The 16,099-nt window shown below is 69.4% G+C and carries 17 protein-coding genes and 2 pseudogenes; 18 read left to right on the top strand and 1 reads right to left on the bottom strand.

What is annotated here, in order from left to right:
• The first annotated feature begins 46 nt into the window (after nucleotides 1–46).
• The 12 genes and pseudogenes from ACQ859_RS28120 to ACQ859_RS28065 all read left to right on the top strand — a co-directional run bounded on the left by ACQ859_RS28120 (nucleotide 47) and on the right by ACQ859_RS28065 (nucleotide 9,968).
• Nucleotides 47–1,105, top strand: coding sequence for a GGDEF domain-containing protein (locus tag ACQ859_RS28120; RefSeq protein ID WP_431263745.1), 1,059 nt, complete (start codon nucleotides 47–49; stop codon nucleotides 1,103–1,105).
• A gap of 46 nt (nucleotides 1,106–1,151) precedes the next feature.
• Nucleotides 1,152–1,448: pseudogene (locus ACQ859_RS28115) on the top strand (hypothetical protein); the annotation flags it as partial.
• Nucleotides 1,449–1,738: 290 nt separating this feature from the next.
• A complete protein-coding gene (locus ACQ859_RS28110; protein WP_431266704.1) occupies nucleotides 1,739–2,158 on the top strand; it encodes a hypothetical protein in 420 nt (139 codons plus the stop codon).
• A 327-nt stretch (nucleotides 2,159–2,485) separates the two neighbouring features.
• The gene (locus ACQ859_RS28105) at nucleotides 2,486–3,931 is read left to right on the top strand and encodes a CHASE3 domain-containing protein (RefSeq protein WP_431263744.1); all 1,446 of its coding nucleotides are present in this window, start codon (nucleotides 2,486–2,488) and stop codon (nucleotides 3,929–3,931) included.
• Nucleotides 3,912–4,550 carry a response regulator gene (locus ACQ859_RS28100; protein WP_297526560.1) on the top strand — a complete coding sequence of 213 codons (639 nt, stop codon included), beginning with the start codon at nucleotides 3,912–3,914 and terminating at the stop codon, nucleotides 4,548–4,550. The genes ACQ859_RS28105 and ACQ859_RS28100 overlap by 20 nt, the downstream gene beginning before the upstream one ends.
• A 154-nt stretch (nucleotides 4,551–4,704) precedes the next feature.
• Nucleotides 4,705–5,589 (top strand): response regulator, encoded by an 885-nt coding sequence (locus tag ACQ859_RS28095; RefSeq protein ID WP_431263743.1) that lies wholly within the window; start codon nucleotides 4,705–4,707, stop codon nucleotides 5,587–5,589.
• Nucleotides 5,471–6,102, top strand: a pseudogene (locus tag ACQ859_RS28090) (Csu type fimbrial protein). Before ACQ859_RS28095 ends, ACQ859_RS28090 begins: the two are co-directional and overlap by 119 nt.
• A gap of 105 nt (nucleotides 6,103–6,207) precedes the next feature.
• The gene (locus tag ACQ859_RS28085) at nucleotides 6,208–6,918 is read left to right on the top strand and encodes a fimbrial biogenesis chaperone (RefSeq protein WP_431263742.1); all 711 of its coding nucleotides are present in this window, start codon (nucleotides 6,208–6,210) and stop codon (nucleotides 6,916–6,918) included.
• A 54-nt stretch (nucleotides 6,919–6,972) separates the two neighbouring features.
• Nucleotides 6,973–7,251 carry a hypothetical protein gene (locus ACQ859_RS28080; RefSeq protein WP_431263741.1) on the top strand — a complete coding sequence of 93 codons (279 nt, stop codon included), beginning with the start codon at nucleotides 6,973–6,975 and terminating at the stop codon, nucleotides 7,249–7,251.
• Entirely contained in the window at nucleotides 7,248–8,093 is an 846-nt protein-coding gene (locus ACQ859_RS28075; RefSeq protein WP_431263740.1) for a hypothetical protein, read from the top strand. The genes ACQ859_RS28080 and ACQ859_RS28075 overlap by 4 nt, the downstream gene beginning before the upstream one ends.
• A gap of 151 nt (nucleotides 8,094–8,244) precedes the next feature.
• Complete coding sequence (locus tag ACQ859_RS28070) at nucleotides 8,245–9,462, top strand: fimbria/pilus outer membrane usher protein (protein ID WP_431266676.1); 1,218 nt, start codon at nucleotides 8,245–8,247, stop codon at nucleotides 9,460–9,462.
• Nucleotides 9,459–9,968, top strand: coding sequence for a Csu type fimbrial protein (locus tag ACQ859_RS28065; RefSeq protein ID WP_431263739.1), 510 nt, complete (start codon nucleotides 9,459–9,461; stop codon nucleotides 9,966–9,968). Before ACQ859_RS28070 ends, ACQ859_RS28065 begins: the two co-directional genes overlap by 4 nt.
• An 84-nt stretch (nucleotides 9,969–10,052) precedes the next feature.
• Here ACQ859_RS28065 and ACQ859_RS28060 read toward each other — a convergent pair whose 3' ends face one another.
• The gene (locus ACQ859_RS28060; RefSeq protein ID WP_431263738.1) at nucleotides 10,053–11,519 is read right to left on the bottom strand and encodes a cryptochrome/photolyase family protein; all 1,467 of its coding nucleotides are present in this window, start codon (nucleotides 11,517–11,519) and stop codon (nucleotides 10,053–10,055) included.
• A 35-nt stretch (nucleotides 11,520–11,554) separates the two neighbouring features.
• Between ACQ859_RS28060 and ACQ859_RS28055 the strand changes: the two genes are divergently transcribed.
• The 6 genes from ACQ859_RS28055 (at nucleotide 11,555) to ACQ859_RS28030 (ending at nucleotide 16,089) form a co-directional block, all read left to right on the top strand.
• A complete protein-coding gene (locus ACQ859_RS28055; RefSeq protein WP_431260645.1) occupies nucleotides 11,555–12,133 on the top strand; it encodes a YqgE/AlgH family protein in 579 nt (192 codons plus the stop codon).
• A gap of 94 nt (nucleotides 12,134–12,227) precedes the next feature.
• On the top strand, nucleotides 12,228–12,563 hold the full coding sequence (gene ruvX, locus ACQ859_RS28050) for a Holliday junction resolvase RuvX (protein WP_431263737.1): 336 nt from the start codon (nucleotides 12,228–12,230) through the stop codon (nucleotides 12,561–12,563).
• On the top strand, nucleotides 12,560–13,060 hold the full coding sequence (pyrR, locus tag ACQ859_RS28045; RefSeq protein ID WP_088406365.1) for a bifunctional pyr operon transcriptional regulator/uracil phosphoribosyltransferase PyrR: 501 nt from the start codon (nucleotides 12,560–12,562) through the stop codon (nucleotides 13,058–13,060). The genes ruvX and pyrR overlap by 4 nt, the downstream gene beginning before the upstream one ends.
• 4 nt (nucleotides 13,061–13,064) lie before the next feature.
• Nucleotides 13,065–14,027 (top strand): aspartate carbamoyltransferase catalytic subunit, encoded by a 963-nt coding sequence (locus ACQ859_RS28040; RefSeq protein ID WP_431260647.1) that lies wholly within the window; start codon nucleotides 13,065–13,067, stop codon nucleotides 14,025–14,027.
• Complete coding sequence (locus ACQ859_RS28035) at nucleotides 14,024–15,352, top strand: dihydroorotase (RefSeq protein WP_431263736.1); 1,329 nt, start codon at nucleotides 14,024–14,026, stop codon at nucleotides 15,350–15,352. The genes ACQ859_RS28040 and ACQ859_RS28035 overlap by 4 nt, the downstream gene beginning before the upstream one ends.
• Entirely contained in the window at nucleotides 15,352–16,089 is a 738-nt protein-coding gene (locus ACQ859_RS28030) for a lysophospholipid acyltransferase family protein (RefSeq protein WP_431263735.1), read from the top strand. Before ACQ859_RS28035 ends, ACQ859_RS28030 begins: the two co-directional genes overlap by 1 nt.
• Nucleotides 16,090–16,099 lie beyond the last annotated feature (10 nt).

The following is a 16,099-nucleotide window of genomic DNA, read 5'->3' as shown; positions in this document are numbered from 1 at the left end:
CATCGGGAAGCCGGCGCCTGGATCCTCCCTCCACGCTGCAAACACCATGTCCGGGGTAGTCGACCATCTTGCCGAACTGACGGGCTTCCGTGACCGCGATGTCATGGACGTCACGCTCGTCACCGCGCTGCGGGATCTGCTCAGCGGGCCGGTGGCCGCAGTGGCGATCTACCGCTGCGTCGGCGAGCCCGGACAGCATCGGTGGCTGACACGCGCCCGCCTGCGCTCAGGGGACTCGGTCGCCACGGCCGATTCGCTCTGGGTCGATCCCGAGTCGCTCCCCAGACTGGCCGAACACCCTCGCCGCCTCGAGTGCCTGACGCAGCGCAGCGTGCTGCAGCAGCGCGAAGGCGAGGAGTGGGTGACGCTGTTCCCGCTCGCCACCGAGCGCGAGGTCGTCGGCGTGCTGGAACTGCACACGGCGCGCCGGCTCAAGGCCGAAGCGCAGCGCATGGTCTCCAGCGTGCTGCGGATCTATCACAACTTCCAGGGCCTGCTGGATTACAGCGAGCGCGATACGCTGACCGGCTTGCTCAATCGCAAGACTTTCGACGAGAGCTTCCTGAAGGCCGTGTCGGAACTGCCGATGCGCTCGCTCAGCGAAGCGGCGGCACAGGACGAGGCGGGTCAGGATCGTCGTCATGCCGCGGTGCATCCGCGCTACTGGCTCGGCGTCATCGACATCGACCTGTTCAAGTCGATCAACGACCGCTTCGGCCATCTGATCGGCGACGAGGTCCTGCTGCTGCTGTCGCGCCTGATGCGCAGCAGCTTCCGCTTCAATGATCTGCTCTACCGTTTCGGCGGCGAGGAGTTCGTCGTGCTGATGCGCTGCGAGGATGAGCCCGATGCGGCGCATGCCTTCGAGCGCTTCCGCAACAACACCGCGCAGTACGCGTTTCCGCAGGTCGGCCGCATCACTGTCAGCATCGGCTTCACGCAGATCCGTGCCGGAGATTCGCCGGCTGCCGCGTTCGAGCGCGCCGACAAGGCGGTCTACCATGCCAAGGGCGCCGGCCGGAACCAGGTGCAGAGCCACGCCACGCTGGTCGCTCAGGGGGCGATGTCCGAGGCCAAGCACCTGAGCGACGTCGAGCTGTTCTGACATCGTGAACAGGACGTGGCGCTGGTCCGCGCTCGCCGCCTCGGCGATGGCGGCCCTCGCGGCCCTGCTGATCGGTTGCGCATCGCCTCCGCCCGCGAGCGGCCCTGATCTTCCCGCGCAGCCCGGCGCGCAACTCGCCGACGACGGCAGTCACCACTGGCAGGACTTCGACTGGGTCGATCCGGCGCGCCAGCGCGCGGTCCCTGTTCGCGTCTACTGGCCCCACGGCGAGGCGCCTGCCGTTGGCTGGCCGGTCGTGGTGTTCTCGCATGGCATGGGCGGCTCGCGCCGCGGCTACAGCTACCTGGGCAGCTACTGGGCCGCGCACGGCGTGGTCGCCATGCATGTGCAGCACATCGGCAGCGACCGCCGCCTGTGGTCGGGCGGCTTCGGCTGGTCCAACTCGCTGAACCTGGTGCTGCGGCTGCAGCACGCGGCCCAGCCGGAAGAGGCGGTCGACCGCACGCAGGACGTGCGTTTCGCTCTGAACCAGCTGCTCGCGGGTCCGCTCGCCCCCGGCTCGACCCCTCGCGGCTCGCGATCGCGGGGCATTCCTACGGCGCCAACACCAGCCTGCTGCTGGCCGGCGCGAAGGTCGCTGCTCCGGCCTCACTGCTCGGTGGCGGCGCGCGATTGCCGGCACTGGCGGATCCACGCTTCAAGGCGGCAATCCTCATCTCCGCGCCGCCTTTCTATGGCGAAGGCGACCCGACATCCATCCTGGGCGGCATCTCGATCCCCACGCTGCATATCAGCGCCACCGACGACGAGATCACCATTCCCGGCTACTACAGCGGTTCTGCGGACCGCGTGGCGCTGTTCGATGCGATCGGCGGCCCGCACAAGGCGCTGGCGATGTTCAGCGGCGGCTCGCACAGCATCTTCACCGACCGGATGAACACCGGTGGCCTGGATCTCAATCCGAAGGTCAAGGCCGCCACGCGCGAATTGAGCCTGGCCTATCTGCGCCTGGTCCTGGACGGCGAGGAAACACCCTTGCGCGATTGGCAGCGGCGCCACGCCGCGTTGCTCGCGCGGTGGCAGGCGCCTTGATCCCCTGCGTGTGTCAAGCCCTGACCCCCGAAGACGCCGTACGTCCGGGCACTTCGTGCGTTGCCATGACCGGGACGTGGCTTTCACGGAACGCGCCACGTGAGCAGGGACTTGCTTTTCCCGCGCTACCCCTCTAGCGTTAGGCCCATGTGAACCGTCTCCGCAGAGAGACATGGCACCGGCCCCGGATGCGAGGGGCCTTAGAGAGGCGCGACGACACGTCGCGAGCAACAGAAGCACTGGGGTGGATGTCGGCGCGGATGTCATCGCTGTGATGCCGTCGTCCACAGGGTTGTACCAACACGGGCGCGCAAGCCCGGACCTTCGATGCGCATGCTGACCTTTCCGGTGGCTGCGGGCCTGTTGCTGGCCGGCTGCATCGCTTTTGTGGCCACCGCCTACGGCGAGTACCGCAGTCTTGGCGAATTGACGCGTCAGGAGAACGTGCGCGCCCACGCATTGCGCACGCAGCAGCTCATCTCCGACCTCAACGCGCTGCTGATCGACCTCGAGACGGGCACGCGCGGCTTCCTGATCACCGGCGATGCGGTGTTCCTCCAGCCGTACGAGCGCGCGCAGCGTGATCTCGACGCGCACTATGCCGAGCTCAAGACCGCGCTCGCGCGCTCTGGCGACCAACAGGACACGGCCTTCGAACGCCTGGACCGTTTCATCGCGGAGCGCCGCCACCAGGTGGAGCGGCAGGTGGAAAGCCGTTGGAAGGACGGCGAATCGGCGCTGAAGGACCGCCAGGCCTACGTGGCGGGCAAGCAGTTGATGGATGAGATCCGCGGCGAGCTCGGACGTTTGAAATCCCTGCAGCAGCAACGGATCGACGGGATCGAATCGGCCGTCGCGATCCAGACGAAGGAGACCACGTTGCTGGCGCAGGTGCTGCCGCTGGCCGGGGGCGTGATGGTGGCCGCGGCGATGGCGGCGCTCTGGATGGAGCGCGAGCGGCGCGACCAGGCGGAGCGCGCCCTGCGCGACAGCCACGCGCAACTGGAGGGCGCCGTCGTCGAACGCACCCGTGAACTGACCGAGGCGCTGGGGCGCATCCAGAGCTTTGCCGCGGAGCTGGATCGCAGCGTCGAGGCGGAACGGCGCCGCCTGGCCCGCGAAGTCCACGATCAACTGGGTCAACTCGGCACCGCCGCCAAGATGCTGGCGCTGTCCATGGCACGCAAGATCGCGCCGGCCAAGGAGCCGATGCACGAGGAGATGCTGGCCATCGCCGACGAGGTCATCGGCGCCGCGCGCCGCATCGCCAACACGCTGCGGCCGCCGCTGCTGGACGATTTCGGCTTCGGTGCGGCGGTGCAGCATTACGTGCAGGGGTTGCAACGCCAGAGCGAGCTCATCGTCGACGTGGATCTCGCGTCCGACGAGGCCCTGACGCCCGAGCAGCACAACCAGCTGTTCCGGCTGCTGCAGGAGGCCGCGACCAACGTCCTGCGGCATGCGCAGGCGCAGCAGTTGACGATCGAATCGCGCCTCGAGGACGGCGAATACCGGCTGCGGATCGAGGACGACGGCGTCGGCCCCGGCCAGGTGCGTGCCGACGCGTCAGGTTTGCGGAACATGCGGGAGCGCGCCGTGCTCGCAGGCGGGGAGATGGTGTTCGGGCCGGCACCCCGGCGCGGCACGCGGATCGACGTCCGGGTGCCGGTGGGGGCCGATGGCAGTGAAGCGGAGGACGCGGACGGCGCCAACGGTGGCGCCGGCGCGAGACGGGAGAACGAGGAGGGTTGGGATGAGATTTCTGATCGTTGACGACCATCCGATCATGCGGCTCGGGGTCAAGCAGTTGATCCAGGGCTACTGGCCGCAGGCGGTGATCGACGAAGCGTCGACCATCGCCGAGGGGCTGCAACTCGGCCAGGCGCACAAGCCGGACGCGCTGGTGCTGGACCTCTCGTTGCCCGATGCGAGCGGGACCGAGGGCGCCAGCCGCATGCTGCGCGCGATCAAGGGCGTGCCCGTGCTGGTGCTGAGTCTCAACGCGGAGTCGGCCTACGCGGCACGGCTGCTGCAGATGGGCGTGTCCGGCTATCTGCCGAAGGACAAGGCGACGGACGAACTGGTCGTCGCGCTGCAGCGGCTGCTGCAAGGTGGACGCTACGTCACGGCGGCGATGGCGGATCACCTGCTGGGGCTGCTCAGCGGCGCGACGCCGGGCCAGCTGCCGCACGAGCAGCTGTCGGCGCAGGAGCACCGCGTGATGCTGCTGATCGCGGCCGGCAAGACGCCGGCCGAGATTGCCGACACCATGCATCTCTCGGCCAAGACGGTCGGCACCTATCGTGCGCGCATCCTCGAGAAGACAGGCTGGCGCAACAACACCGAGCTGACGAAGTACTGCGTCCAGCACGGTCTGACCGACATCCAGTGACCAGGCGGAGGACGTAGGTGATCGCCCGACAAACCCTGCGGAGGGAACCCGACATCAGCTTGGGCGCGGTGCCGCTGATGCGGGCGGGGGGCGCGCGCAAGATGCCGGACAGGCGGTGACAACCAGTCGCCGCATCGATCCGGAGCATCCTTCCATGGACATCTTTCTCGTCGAGGACTCGTCGGCCATCCGCCGGCTCCTGGCACGCCGGCTCGAGGACATGCCCGGCGCCCGCGTCGTGGGCGAGGCGGACTCCGCCCCGCAGGCGATCGCGCTGATCGACTGGCTGCAGCCGGACACCGTGCTGCTGGACATGACGCTGCTGGTCGGCACCGGGATCGACGTGCTGCGCGGCCTGCGCGGCAAGGGGTATCGGGGCCGCATCCTGATGCTCACGCATCACGCGATGGACGCTTATCGCGACATGTGCATGAAGGCGGGCGCCGACGGGTTCTACGACAAGGGGTCGGGCCTGGAGACGCTCTTCGGCGATCTCGATGAACTGCTGCAGAGCGAGCTGGCCGGCGGTCGGCAGCAACGGCCGTCGCCGCTGCTGCGGGACGCCGCGACCGGTCTGCTCGGCCAGGTCGCGTTGCTCGAACGCCTGGACCAGGTGCTGCGCCTGGTCAATGCCGAGGCCGGCAAGGTGGCCGTCACGGTGGTGGTGCTGAAGGGCCTGGAGGCGCTGCTGCGCAGCCAGGGCGTGTCGGCGGCGGCCCCCGTGCTGGTCGAGATCGGCCGGCGGATGGCGGGCTGCGCCGGACCGGCCGACCTGCTGGCGCGGCATGCCAACGAGCAGTTCGCGCTGGTCGTCTCGCGCGCCGGTTCGGCGCAGGAGGCGGAAGCGCTGACGGAACGCATCCGCGAATCGCTGGCCGACCCCTTCGACCTGGGCGGCCACGAGGTGCGGCTGGACAGTCATGTCGGCCTGGCGGTCTATCCCCGCGACGCGATTTCCGCGCGCGGACTTCTCATCCTTGCGGAGGCCCGGGCCCATGGGACGCGGCTGCCCGAAAGGGGCAGCGCCGTGGTGCACTGACGGGACACGGATGCGGAGAAGCCTCCCGCTGCTCCTGATCACGGCCGCACTCGTCGGCCTGATCGGCGTTGCGCGCGGCGGCACGGCGACGAATACGCTGACCTCGCAGACGACGGTGTCGTCGGCATGCAATGTGTCGGGCTCGACATTGGCCTTCGGCTCGGCGATCAATCCGATCAGCGCCGGGCCGGTGAACGGCACCTCGACGCTGACCATCGAATGCACCGCCACCACGGCCTACACCGTCGCCCTGAGCGCCGGCAGCAACGCCGGCGGGGCCGCCAACTTCTCGGCCCGCAAGATGATCAACGGGGCCTACACGCTCGGCTACCAGCTCTACGTCGACGCGGCGCGGACCTCCGTCTGGGGCAACAGCACGGGGGCAGCACCGTCTACAGCGGCACGGGCAGCGGCGGCGTGCAGAGCGTGACGATCTACGGGCAGGTGCCGTCGCTCACCGGGGCGGTGCCGGGCGCCTACACGGACACGGTGACGGTGACGGTGACCTACTGAGCGCGATCGGAGGTCGCCGGCGTGTACGGCAGGGATGGAGGACGGCTTCGGGCGGCCGGAACGCCCAGGGAGACATCGGACGACAAGACAACAGGAGAGAGACCGATGAACACGATCCGACGCGGGCTGGCCGCCGTCCTGGGCAGGACGGCGATGCTGGCGGGAACACTGGCGGCATTGCTGGCGGCGCCGGCGGCCTGGGCCGCGGACGTCAGCATCATGCCGGTCAACGTGCGGCTGGATCGCGCGAACGACCGGGCGACGGTGCAGGTCCAGAACAACGGCACGGAGCCGGTGACCATGCAGGCCGAGGGCATCCGCTGGACGCGGGAGAACGGCCAGGACGTCGATGGTCCGACGACGGACCTGCTCGTCAATCCACCGATCTTCACGTTGCAGGCCGGGCAGGTCCAGGTCTTGCGCGTGGGGCTGCGGCGCCCGCCGGATCTGCAGCAGGAGGCGACCTACCGGATGGTGCTGCGCGAGGTGCCGGTGGCGCGTCAAGGGGGCGACACGCAGGTCACCGGCGCCGTGCGGGTGCTGGTGGCGCTGCGGGTGCCGGTCTACGTCGCGCCCAACCAGGTGCGGCGCGACTCGAGCTGGAGCGTGCAGCGCGCCAGCAGCGGCGAGACCGTGGCGACCGTGACCAACGCCGGCAATGTGCATGTGAAGGTCAGCGAACTGCGGCTGACAGGCGCCAACGGCGAGGTGAAGTCGATGGCCGTGCCGGGCGCGCAGAGCGTGGTCTTTCCCGGCGAGCAGCGCAGCTACCGCATCCCCACGCCCGCTGGCCCCCCGGCAACCTGCAGGTCATGACGGACCAGGGATTGCAGCAGGTCACGGCCGGTGCGGCGGGCAAGTGATCTCGGCGTGCTGCCGGCAGCGGTCTGCCTGTGCGTGACCGCGGCGGCGCAGGCGCAGCAGCCACCGCCGGCGCCAGCCCTGCCGCCCGCGCCGCCCGCTTCCGACCCGGCCCAGGCATTGGCCCAGGCGCCGCGCTTCGGTGAGACGCTGCTGCTCGGCTTGAAGATCAACGGTCTTCCCCAGCCGCAGACGGTGCGCGCGGTGCGCGTGCCGGAGGGGCTGGCCATCCCCCAGGCGTTGTGGACCGAACTGAAGTTCCGACCCCCGCGTTGCCGCCGCGCATGATCGACGGCGAACTCCACATGATCCTCGGCGAGGGGCCCGCCGAACTGATGCGCTGGCGCGTCGAGGACCTCAGCCAGACGCTGGAGATCGACGCGCCGCCCCAGGCCTTCTCCGAACAGCAGATCGAAGTCGCGCGCTCGGCCACGCAGGTCACCCTGCCGTCGACCTTCGGGCTGTATGCCAATTACGACGTGCAGTGGCAGAAGCGTCTGAGCGGTGACGGCAACGTCGACGGCGTGACCGAACTCGGCGTGCTGACGCCGCGGGGCGATCTCAACCACCAGCAGCTCTACCGCAGCGGCATGGGCGGCGGCTGGGTGCGGCTGGACTCGCGCTGGACGATCGACCGCCCCGAGCACCTGACCAGCTGGCGGCTGGGCGACAGCATCGCGCAGCCGGGCACCTGGGGCCAGGCGATGCGGTTCGGGGGCGTGCAGTGGAGCACCGACTTCTCGTTGCGCCCCGGCTTCCTGAGCTTCCCCTGCCCACGCTGCGCGGCGAGGCGGCGCTGCCGTCGACGGTGGACGTCTTCGTCAACAACAGCCAGCGGCTGCAAGGGCGCGTGCAACCGGGCCCGTTCGACATCAGCGATCTGCCGCTGGTCACCGGCCAGGGGAGATCCGCACCGTGGTGCGGGACCTGCTCGGCCGCGAGCAGATCGTCGTGCAGCCGTACTACATCAGCCCCTCGCTGCTGAAGCCGGGGCTGTCGGCCTACAGCGTCGAGGCCGGCTGGCTGCGGCTGAACTACGGCATCGACAGCAACCGCTACGGTCGCGCCGTGCTGGCCGGCACTTGGCGCAACGGCCTCACGCCGGGTTTCACGCAGGAATGGCGGGGTGAGCTGACGCAGCGCCAGCAGGCGCTCGGCGCGACGGGGTTGTGGCTGTTTCCGGCGCTGGGCACGGTGAGCCTGGCGGGCGTGGCCAGCCGCAGTGACGATCCCGAGGCGCGCCGCGGCGCGCTCGCGACGCTGGGCGTCGAGCGCCAGGGCATGGACTGGAGCGGCGGGGTGCAGGTCAAGCGCGCCACGGCGGGTTTCACGCAGCTCGGCAATCCCGTGCTGCCGAAATGGAGCGTCTCGGCGTCGGTGGGCACCTCGTGGAAACAGTGGGGGCTGGGCATCGGCCTCGTCAACCAGGGCGCGCCGCAGCGGCTTGCACCGCAAGGGCAATTGCAGGTGGCCAACAAGCTCTGGTCCTTCAATGCGAGCCGCAGTCTCGGCGGATGGGGCTTCTTCGGCCTGTCCGCGCTGAAGGCGGGCAACGGCGGCGGCACGGCGATCTCGGTGTTCTGGAGCCTGCTGCTCGACGGCAACAAGAGCCTGTCGACGGCCTGGCAGGGCCAGCGCGGCGGCGGGCAGCAGTCGCGCGACCTCTGGCAGGTCCAGTTGCAGAGCAACCCGCCGGTCGGCGAGGGCCTCGGCTATCAGCTGCTGACGGAGTCGCACGGCCGGCAGCAGGCACAGGCGCAGTGGCAGACGAACGTGGTGGCGCTGGACGGGGGCGTCTCGCGGATGTCGGGCAACACCGACGTGCGGCTCGGCGCGAGCGGCGGGCTCGCCTACATCGACGGCAGTGCCTACGCGAGCCGTCGCATCGATGGTGGCTTCGCGGTCGTGCAGGTCGACAACCAGGCCGACGTGCGCATCCTCCATGACAACCAGCCGGTCGCACGCACCGACGCGAAGGGGCGGGCGTTCCTGCCGGCCTTGCGCGGCTACCAGATGAACCGCGTCGGCGTGGTGGCCGACGATCTGCCGCTCGATGCCGAGATCGAGGCGCTGGAGTTGCAGGTCATGCCGGCGGCGCGCAGCGCGGCGCTGATCCGCTTCCCGATCACGCACAGCCGCACGGCGACCTTCCGCGTCGTCGACGAGTCCGGCGAACCGCTGCCACCGGGGACCGAGTTGCAGGTCGCCGGATCGAGGCGCACATTCCCGATGGGCCTGGACGGCCGGGCCTTCGTGACGGGACTGCCCGACGGCACCGGCGTGGTCGGCGACGTGCTGGCGCGGCGCGAGGACGGCACGCCGTGCCGGCTCGAACTGCGGCTGCCGGCGCAGGCGACCGAACTGCCGGACCTCGGCACGGTGGTCTGTCGCAGGATCGCGTCCTGGTCGACCGGCACGCCGCCCCCGCCTGACGCGTCCGGTCCCGCGCAAACTCCCGCCAAGACACCCGCAGAGACAACCCGCAAGGAGTCGCCATGAACGCCATGCCCTTCCGCCTGCTTCGTATGTTGCCCTGGCTGGTGCTGATGGGCGCGGCACCCTCGGCGCACGCCCTGTGCGTGCAGGGCCTGTGCTCGTGCACCGTCACGACGACCTCGGTGCTCTTCGCAAACTACAACCCGCTGGCCTACGGCAACACCGACTCCACCGGCACGGTCACGGTGAAGTGCGGCGGCGTCGCAGGCCTGCTGATCCCGTTCACCGTCGCCTTCAACCAGGGCAACGGACCCAGCATCTCCGCCCGACGACTGACCTTCGGGGCGAACTCGCTCAACTACAACCTGTACATCGACAACACCTACACGACGGTGTGGGGCGACGGCACCACCGGCACAATGGTCGGCGGCGGCCTGCTGCTCGACGCGCTCGGGCTGTCGCCGGGGCTGGTCTACACCGTCTATGCGCGCATCCCGGGTCGGCAGACCACGGTGCCGCCCGGCGGGCCCTACACCGATTCCGTCAGCGTGACGCTCACATACCAGTGATGTCGCGGGTCACGGCGCCAGCGGCCATCGGCCAACGGACCCGTGACGTCCGCGGACGCACGCCGCGAGGGCGCCTGACGGGCGTCAGGTGTCGGGGAAGGTCCTGTCCTTCACCACGGCGTAGCGCGCCATCGTCGACATCCGCGCCGTCTCGTGGCGCACGACCGGTTCCGGATAGTCGCGACCCAGCACCACCCCGCAGGCCGCGAGTTCCGCCGGCTTCGCCAGCCACGGCGCGTGGATCAGCTTGGGCGGCAGCTTCGCGAGCTGCGGCAGGTAGCGTTTGATGAACTTCCCGTCGGGATCGAATTTCTCGCTCTGGTTGACCGGATTGAAGATGCGGAAGTAGGGCTGGGCGTCGCAGCCGCTGGACGACGCCCATTGCCAGCCGCCGTTGTTGGCGGCGAGGTCGAAGTCGATCAGCTTCTCGGCGAAGTAGGCTTCGCCGCGGCGCCAGTCGATGCCAAGGTCCTTGATGAGGAAGCTGGCCGTGACCATGCGCAGCCGGTTGTGCATGTAGCCGGTCTCGTTGATCTGGTGCATCGCCGCGTCGACGAGCGGATAACCGGTGCGGCCCTGACACCAGGCCTCGAAGTCCGCGTCCGCGTCGGGGCCGTCGGCCCAGGCGATGCGGTCGTACTCGGGCCGGAACGCGCCTGCGACGACCCGGGGATGGTGATGCAGGACCTGGTGGTAGAAGTCGCGCCAGATCAGTTCGGACAGCCAGACCTGCGCACCCGCGCTGACGGTCTTGCCGCCCTTCGGCGCATGGCCCCGCACCCAGGCCTCGCGCGCCAGGCGGCGGATCGAGATCGTCCCGAATCTCAGGTGCGTGCTGAGGTAGCTGGGACCTTTCGCCGCGGGGAAATCGCGCGTGTCGCCGTAGCGGTCGATGCGGTCGAGGAACTCGTCGAACAGCCGCTGCGCGCCGGCGCTGCCGCCGGTCAGTGCCGCGGTGAGTCCGGCCGGCTCGAAACCGATGTCGCCCAGCGATGGCACACCCCGTTGCGGTGCCTCGGCCAGGTGGGACGCGTATCGCTCGACCGGATAGCTGCTCAGGAAGAAGGGGTTGATGTCCCGCAACCACGCGTTCTTGTAGGGCGTGAAGACGCCGTAGGGCTTGCGTGAACCGGTCAGGATCTCCGAGCGCTCGAAGACCACGTGGTCCTTGAAGCTCTCCACCTGCACGCCGCGTGCGAGCAGCGTTCCGCCCACATCGGCGTCGCGGCGCAGGGCGTCCGGTTCGTCATCGTGGTTGAAGTAGAGCGCGTCGATCTCCAGCTCCGCTGCCAGCGCGGGGATCTGCTCACGCGCGGTGCCGTGGCGCACGATCAGTCCGGCGCCGGGCGCCAGTGCCGCCAGGTCCGCGTCCAGCACGCGCAGGGCGTCGACGATGAATTCCACCCGGCGGTCCGCGCGCGGCAGCGCGTCCAGGATGTCCGTGTCCAGCACGAAGGCGCAGAACACGCGCTCGTGGTGCTTGAGGGCGTGGAAGAGGGCGGCGTGGTCGTCCGCGCGCAGATCGCGCCGGAACCAGACAAGGGCGTTCATGGAGAGGGAGTGTCGGTGAAATAGAATCCGTCCCTATGTCCAAGGCACGCATCGACCTGACCAACCAGTTCCTGATCGCCATGCCGGGCATGGTGGACGAGACCTTTGCCGGCTCGGTCATCTACCTGTGCGAGCACAACGAGAAGGGCGCGCTGGGGCTGGTCATCAACAAGCCGATCTCGCTGACGCTGGGCAACCTGTTCGAGAAGGTCGAGCTCGAGTTGTCGGACGTGGACATGGCCGCGCGGCCGGTGTTCTTCGGCGGACCGGTGCAGACCGAACGCGGCTTCGTGCTCCACGAGGCGCTGGACGAGCAGGGCAACCACTACAGCGCGACGCTGGCGGTGCCCGGCGGTCTGGAGATGACGACCAGCCGCGACGTGCTTGAAGCCTTGTCCAACGGTGCCGGTCCCAAGCGCGTGCTGGTCACGCTGGGCTACAGCGGCTGGGCCGCGGGCCAGCTCGAGGAGGAACTCGGCCGCAACGGCTGGATCACCGTCGACGCCACGCACGAGATCATCTTCGACACGCCGATCGAGGAGCGCTACGACAAGGCGCTGGCGCTGCTCGGCATCGACCCGCGCATGCTCAGCCAGGAGGCGGGCCACGCATGAGCCCAGGAAGCGCCATGAGTACTGCCTCTCCCGCTTCTTCCCCCGCCGCCTTCGTTTCCCCCTCGGTTTCGACTTCGGTACCAAGCGCCTCGGCGTGGCGACCGGCAACCGGATGCTGGGGAGCGCGCGCGGGCTGCGGACCATCACCGAGCAGGGCGACGCCCGCTGGGCCGCGATCACCGCGCTGATCCAGGAGTGGGCGCCCGATGCCCTCGTCATCGGCGTTCCGCGCCATCCGGACGGCGCGCCGCACGAGATGACGGCCCGCGCGCTCAAGTTCGCCGGGCAACTGCGCGGTCGCTACCGGCTGCCGGTGGTCGAAGTCGATGAACGCTACACCAGCGTGGAAGCCCAGTCGCAGGGCGCGCGCGACCTCGATGCCGCGAGCGCGGCATTGATTCTCGAACAATTCTTCCGGGAACACCCATGAGCACATTGCACCTCGATGCGGAAGCGCTCTACGCCGACCTCGTGCGCGGCGTCCAGCGGCTGCTGCAACCCGACAGCGCGCTGGTCGGCATCTGGTCGGGCGGCGCCTGGCTCGCCGAGCGCCTCCAGCAGGACCTGAAGCTGGCCGGCCAGCACGGCGTCATCTCCAGCGCGCTGCACCGCGACGACTTCGGCAGCAAGGGCATGAACGCCAGCGCCGACCACACCAAGCTGCCCTTCGACATCGAGGGACGCCACGTGCTGCTGATCGACGACGTGCTCTACACCGGTCGCACGACGCGCGCCGTGATCAACGAGCTGTTCGACTTCGGCCGCCCCGCCAGCGTCACGCTGGCCGTGCTGGTCGACCGCGGCGGCCGCGAACTGCCGATCGAGCCGGCGTTCTCCGCCGCGCGCGTCGCGGTCGCGCCGAACCAGCGCCTGAGCCTCATCAAGGGCGACGGCGGCCGCTTCAGCTTCGACGTGAAGGAGGACTGACCCCATGCTGAGCAAACGAAATCCGCAGCTGAACAAGCATGGCGAGCTGATCCACCTGCTGTCCACCGAAGGCCTGCCCAAGGCCGTGCTGCACCAGATCCTGGACACGGCGGGGACCTTCCTCTCGGTCAACGACCGCGAGGTGAAGAAGGTGCCGCTGCTGCGCGGCAAGTCGGTGTTCAACCTGTTCTTCGAGAACAGCACCCGCACCCGCACCACCTTCGAGATCGCCGCCAAGCGCCTGTCCGCCGACGTCATCAACCTCGACATCGCGCGCTCCAGCACCGCCAAGGGCGAGACCCTGCTCGACACGGTCGCGAACCTGTCGGCGATGCACGCGGACATGTTTGTGGTCCGCCACAGCGAGTCCGGCGCGCCCTACCTGATCGCGCAGCACTGCGCGCCGCATGTCCACGTGGTCAACGCCGGCGACGGCCGCCACGCGCATCCGACGCAGGGCCTGCTCGACATGTACACGATCCGCCATTACAAGAAGGACTTCTCCAACCTGACGGTGGCGATCGTCGGCGACATCGTGCACTCGCGCGTCGCTCGCAGCGACATCCACGCGCTCACGACGCTGGGCGTGCCGGAGATCCGCGCGGTCGGCCCGAAGACGCTGGTGCCCGGCGACCTCAAGGACATGGGCGTGCGCGTGTGCCACGACATGGCCGAGGGCGTCCGCGATGCCGACGTCATCATCATGCTGCGCCTGCAGAACGAGCGCATGAGCGGCGCGATGCTGCCCAGCGCCGGCGAGTATTTCAAGAGTTTCGGCCTGACGCCCGAGAAGCTGGCGCTGGCCAAGCCCGATGCGATCGTGATGCATCCGGGCCCGATCAACCGCGGCGTGGAGATCTCGTCCACCGTCGCCGACGGCCAGCACAGCGTCATCCTGCCGCAGGTCACCTTCGGCATCGCGGTGCGCATGGCTGTCATGTCCATCCTGGCGGGGAACGAAGCATGAAGATCCTGATCCAGAACGGCCGGCTGCTCGACCCGGCTTCCGGACTCGACAAGGTCGGCGACCTTGCGATCGCCTCGGGCCGCATCGTCGGCCTCGGCAGCGTCGGCGACTTCAACGCGGATCGCGTCATCGATGCGGCCGGCCTCGTCGTCGCGCCGGGTCTCGTCGACCTCGCCGCGCGTCTGCGCGAACCGGGTCACGAGCACGAAGGCATGCTGGAGAGCGAGCTCGCCGCCGCCGCCGCGGGCGGCGTCACCAGCCTCGTCTGCCCGCCGGACACCGATCCGACGCTCGACGAGCCCGGCCTGGTCGACATGCTCAAGTTCCGCGCCCGCAAGCTCAGCCGCTGCCGGCTGTTCCCGCTGGGCGCCCTGACGCGCGGCCTGGCCGGCGAGTCGCTCACCGAGATGGCCGAGCTGACCGAATCCGGTTGCGTCGGCTTCTCGCAGGCCTACGTGCCGATCCGCAACACGCTGACCGTGCAGCGCGCGATGCAGTACGCGGCGAGCTTCGGCTACACGCTGTGGCTGCATGCGCAGGATCCATGGCTGAGTGGCGGCGTCGCGGCCAGCGGCGCCGTGGCGACGCGCTTGGGCCTCTCCGGCGAACCGGTTGCGGCCGAGACGATCGCGCTGCACACGATCCTGGAACTGGTCCGCGTGACCGGCTGTCGCGTCCACCTGTGCCGCCTGAGCAGTGCCGCGGGCGTGGCGCTCGTGCGCCAGGCCAAGAAGGAGGGCCTGCCCATCACGGCGGACGTCTCGATCAACTCGCTGCACCTGAGCGACGTCGACATCGGCTACTTCAACCCGTCGATGCGCCTGCAGCCGCCGCTGCGCCAGCAGCGCGACCGCGACGCGCTGCGCGCCGCGCTGGCCGACGGCACGATCGACGCGCTCGTCAGCGACCACAACCCGGTCGCCGCCGACGAGAAGACGCTGCCCTTCGCCGAGGCGACGCCCGGAGCCACCGGCCTGGAGCTGCTGCTGAGCCTGGCATTGCGCTGGGGTCAGGACGAAGGGCTGTCGCTCGCGCAGGCACTCGACACGATCACCGCGCGTCCGGTGAAGGTGCTGGGCAGCGCGCTCGGCTCGCTGGCGGCGAGTGCTGGCCGGCTGGTCGAGGGCGGTGTCGGCGATGTCGTCGTCTTCGATGCGGAAGCCAGCGGCGCAGTGACACCGGAGCGTCTGGTCAGCCAGGGCAAGCACACGCCGTTCGCATTCGACATCACCGGCTTCGAACTGCCGGGCCGGGTGCGCTACACGCTGGTGGCCGGCACGGTCGCCTACGAATCGCTGGTGACCGAAGCCGAGCGGACCGCCTGATGCGCGCGCTGGTCGGCGCTTGGCGCGCGCTGCGGATGCTGGCGCACATCGGACACGGGGTGTACCTCGTCCAATGGCGCTGGGGGCGTCTGGACACGCCGGCCAGGCAGCGCTACGTCGGTTGGTGGTCGGCCAAGCTGCTGCGCGTGCTGGGCGTGCGGCTGGAGTCCCCCGGGCCTCAGGCACCGACGCCGCGGCTGATCACGGCCAACCATATTTCCTGGCTGGACATCGCTGCGATCCACGCGGTGATGCCTGAGGCGCGCTTTGTGTCCAAGGCCGACATCGCGACCTGGCCGCTGGTGGGGGCGCTGGCGACGGCGGTCGGCACGCTCTACATCGAGCGGGCCAGCAAGCGCGATGCGCTCCGTGTCGTGCACAAGACGGCCGAGGCGCTGGCGGCCGGCGAGACGGTGGCGGTGTTCCCCGAAGGCACGACAGGCGCGGGTTATCCAGTGCTGCCCTTGCACGGGAATCTGCTGCAGGCCGCGATCAGCACGCACACGCCGCTGCAGCCGGTGGTGCTGCGCTGGCATCAGCCGAACGTCCTGTACAGCAATGCTGCGCAGTACATCGGTCAGATGTCGTTGATGGAGAGCTTGTGGCGCATCCTGACCGCAAAGGATCTGGCGGTCGAAGTGCGTTCCCTGCCGGCGATGCCCACCGAGGGTCTTGATCGCCGCCACTTGGCGGGAGCGCTCTCGGATCGGATCAACAACGCACTCCCAAGGCCCTGAGTCCTCGGTT

Origin of the sequence: Roseateles chitinivorans (assembly GCF_050632235.1) — a bacterium.
GTDB lineage: Bacteria > Pseudomonadota > Gammaproteobacteria > Burkholderiales > Burkholderiaceae_C > Roseateles > Roseateles chitinivorans_A.
The sequence above is the reverse complement of the archived record's forward strand: the minus strand, read 5'-3'. Positions and strand labels throughout refer to the sequence as shown.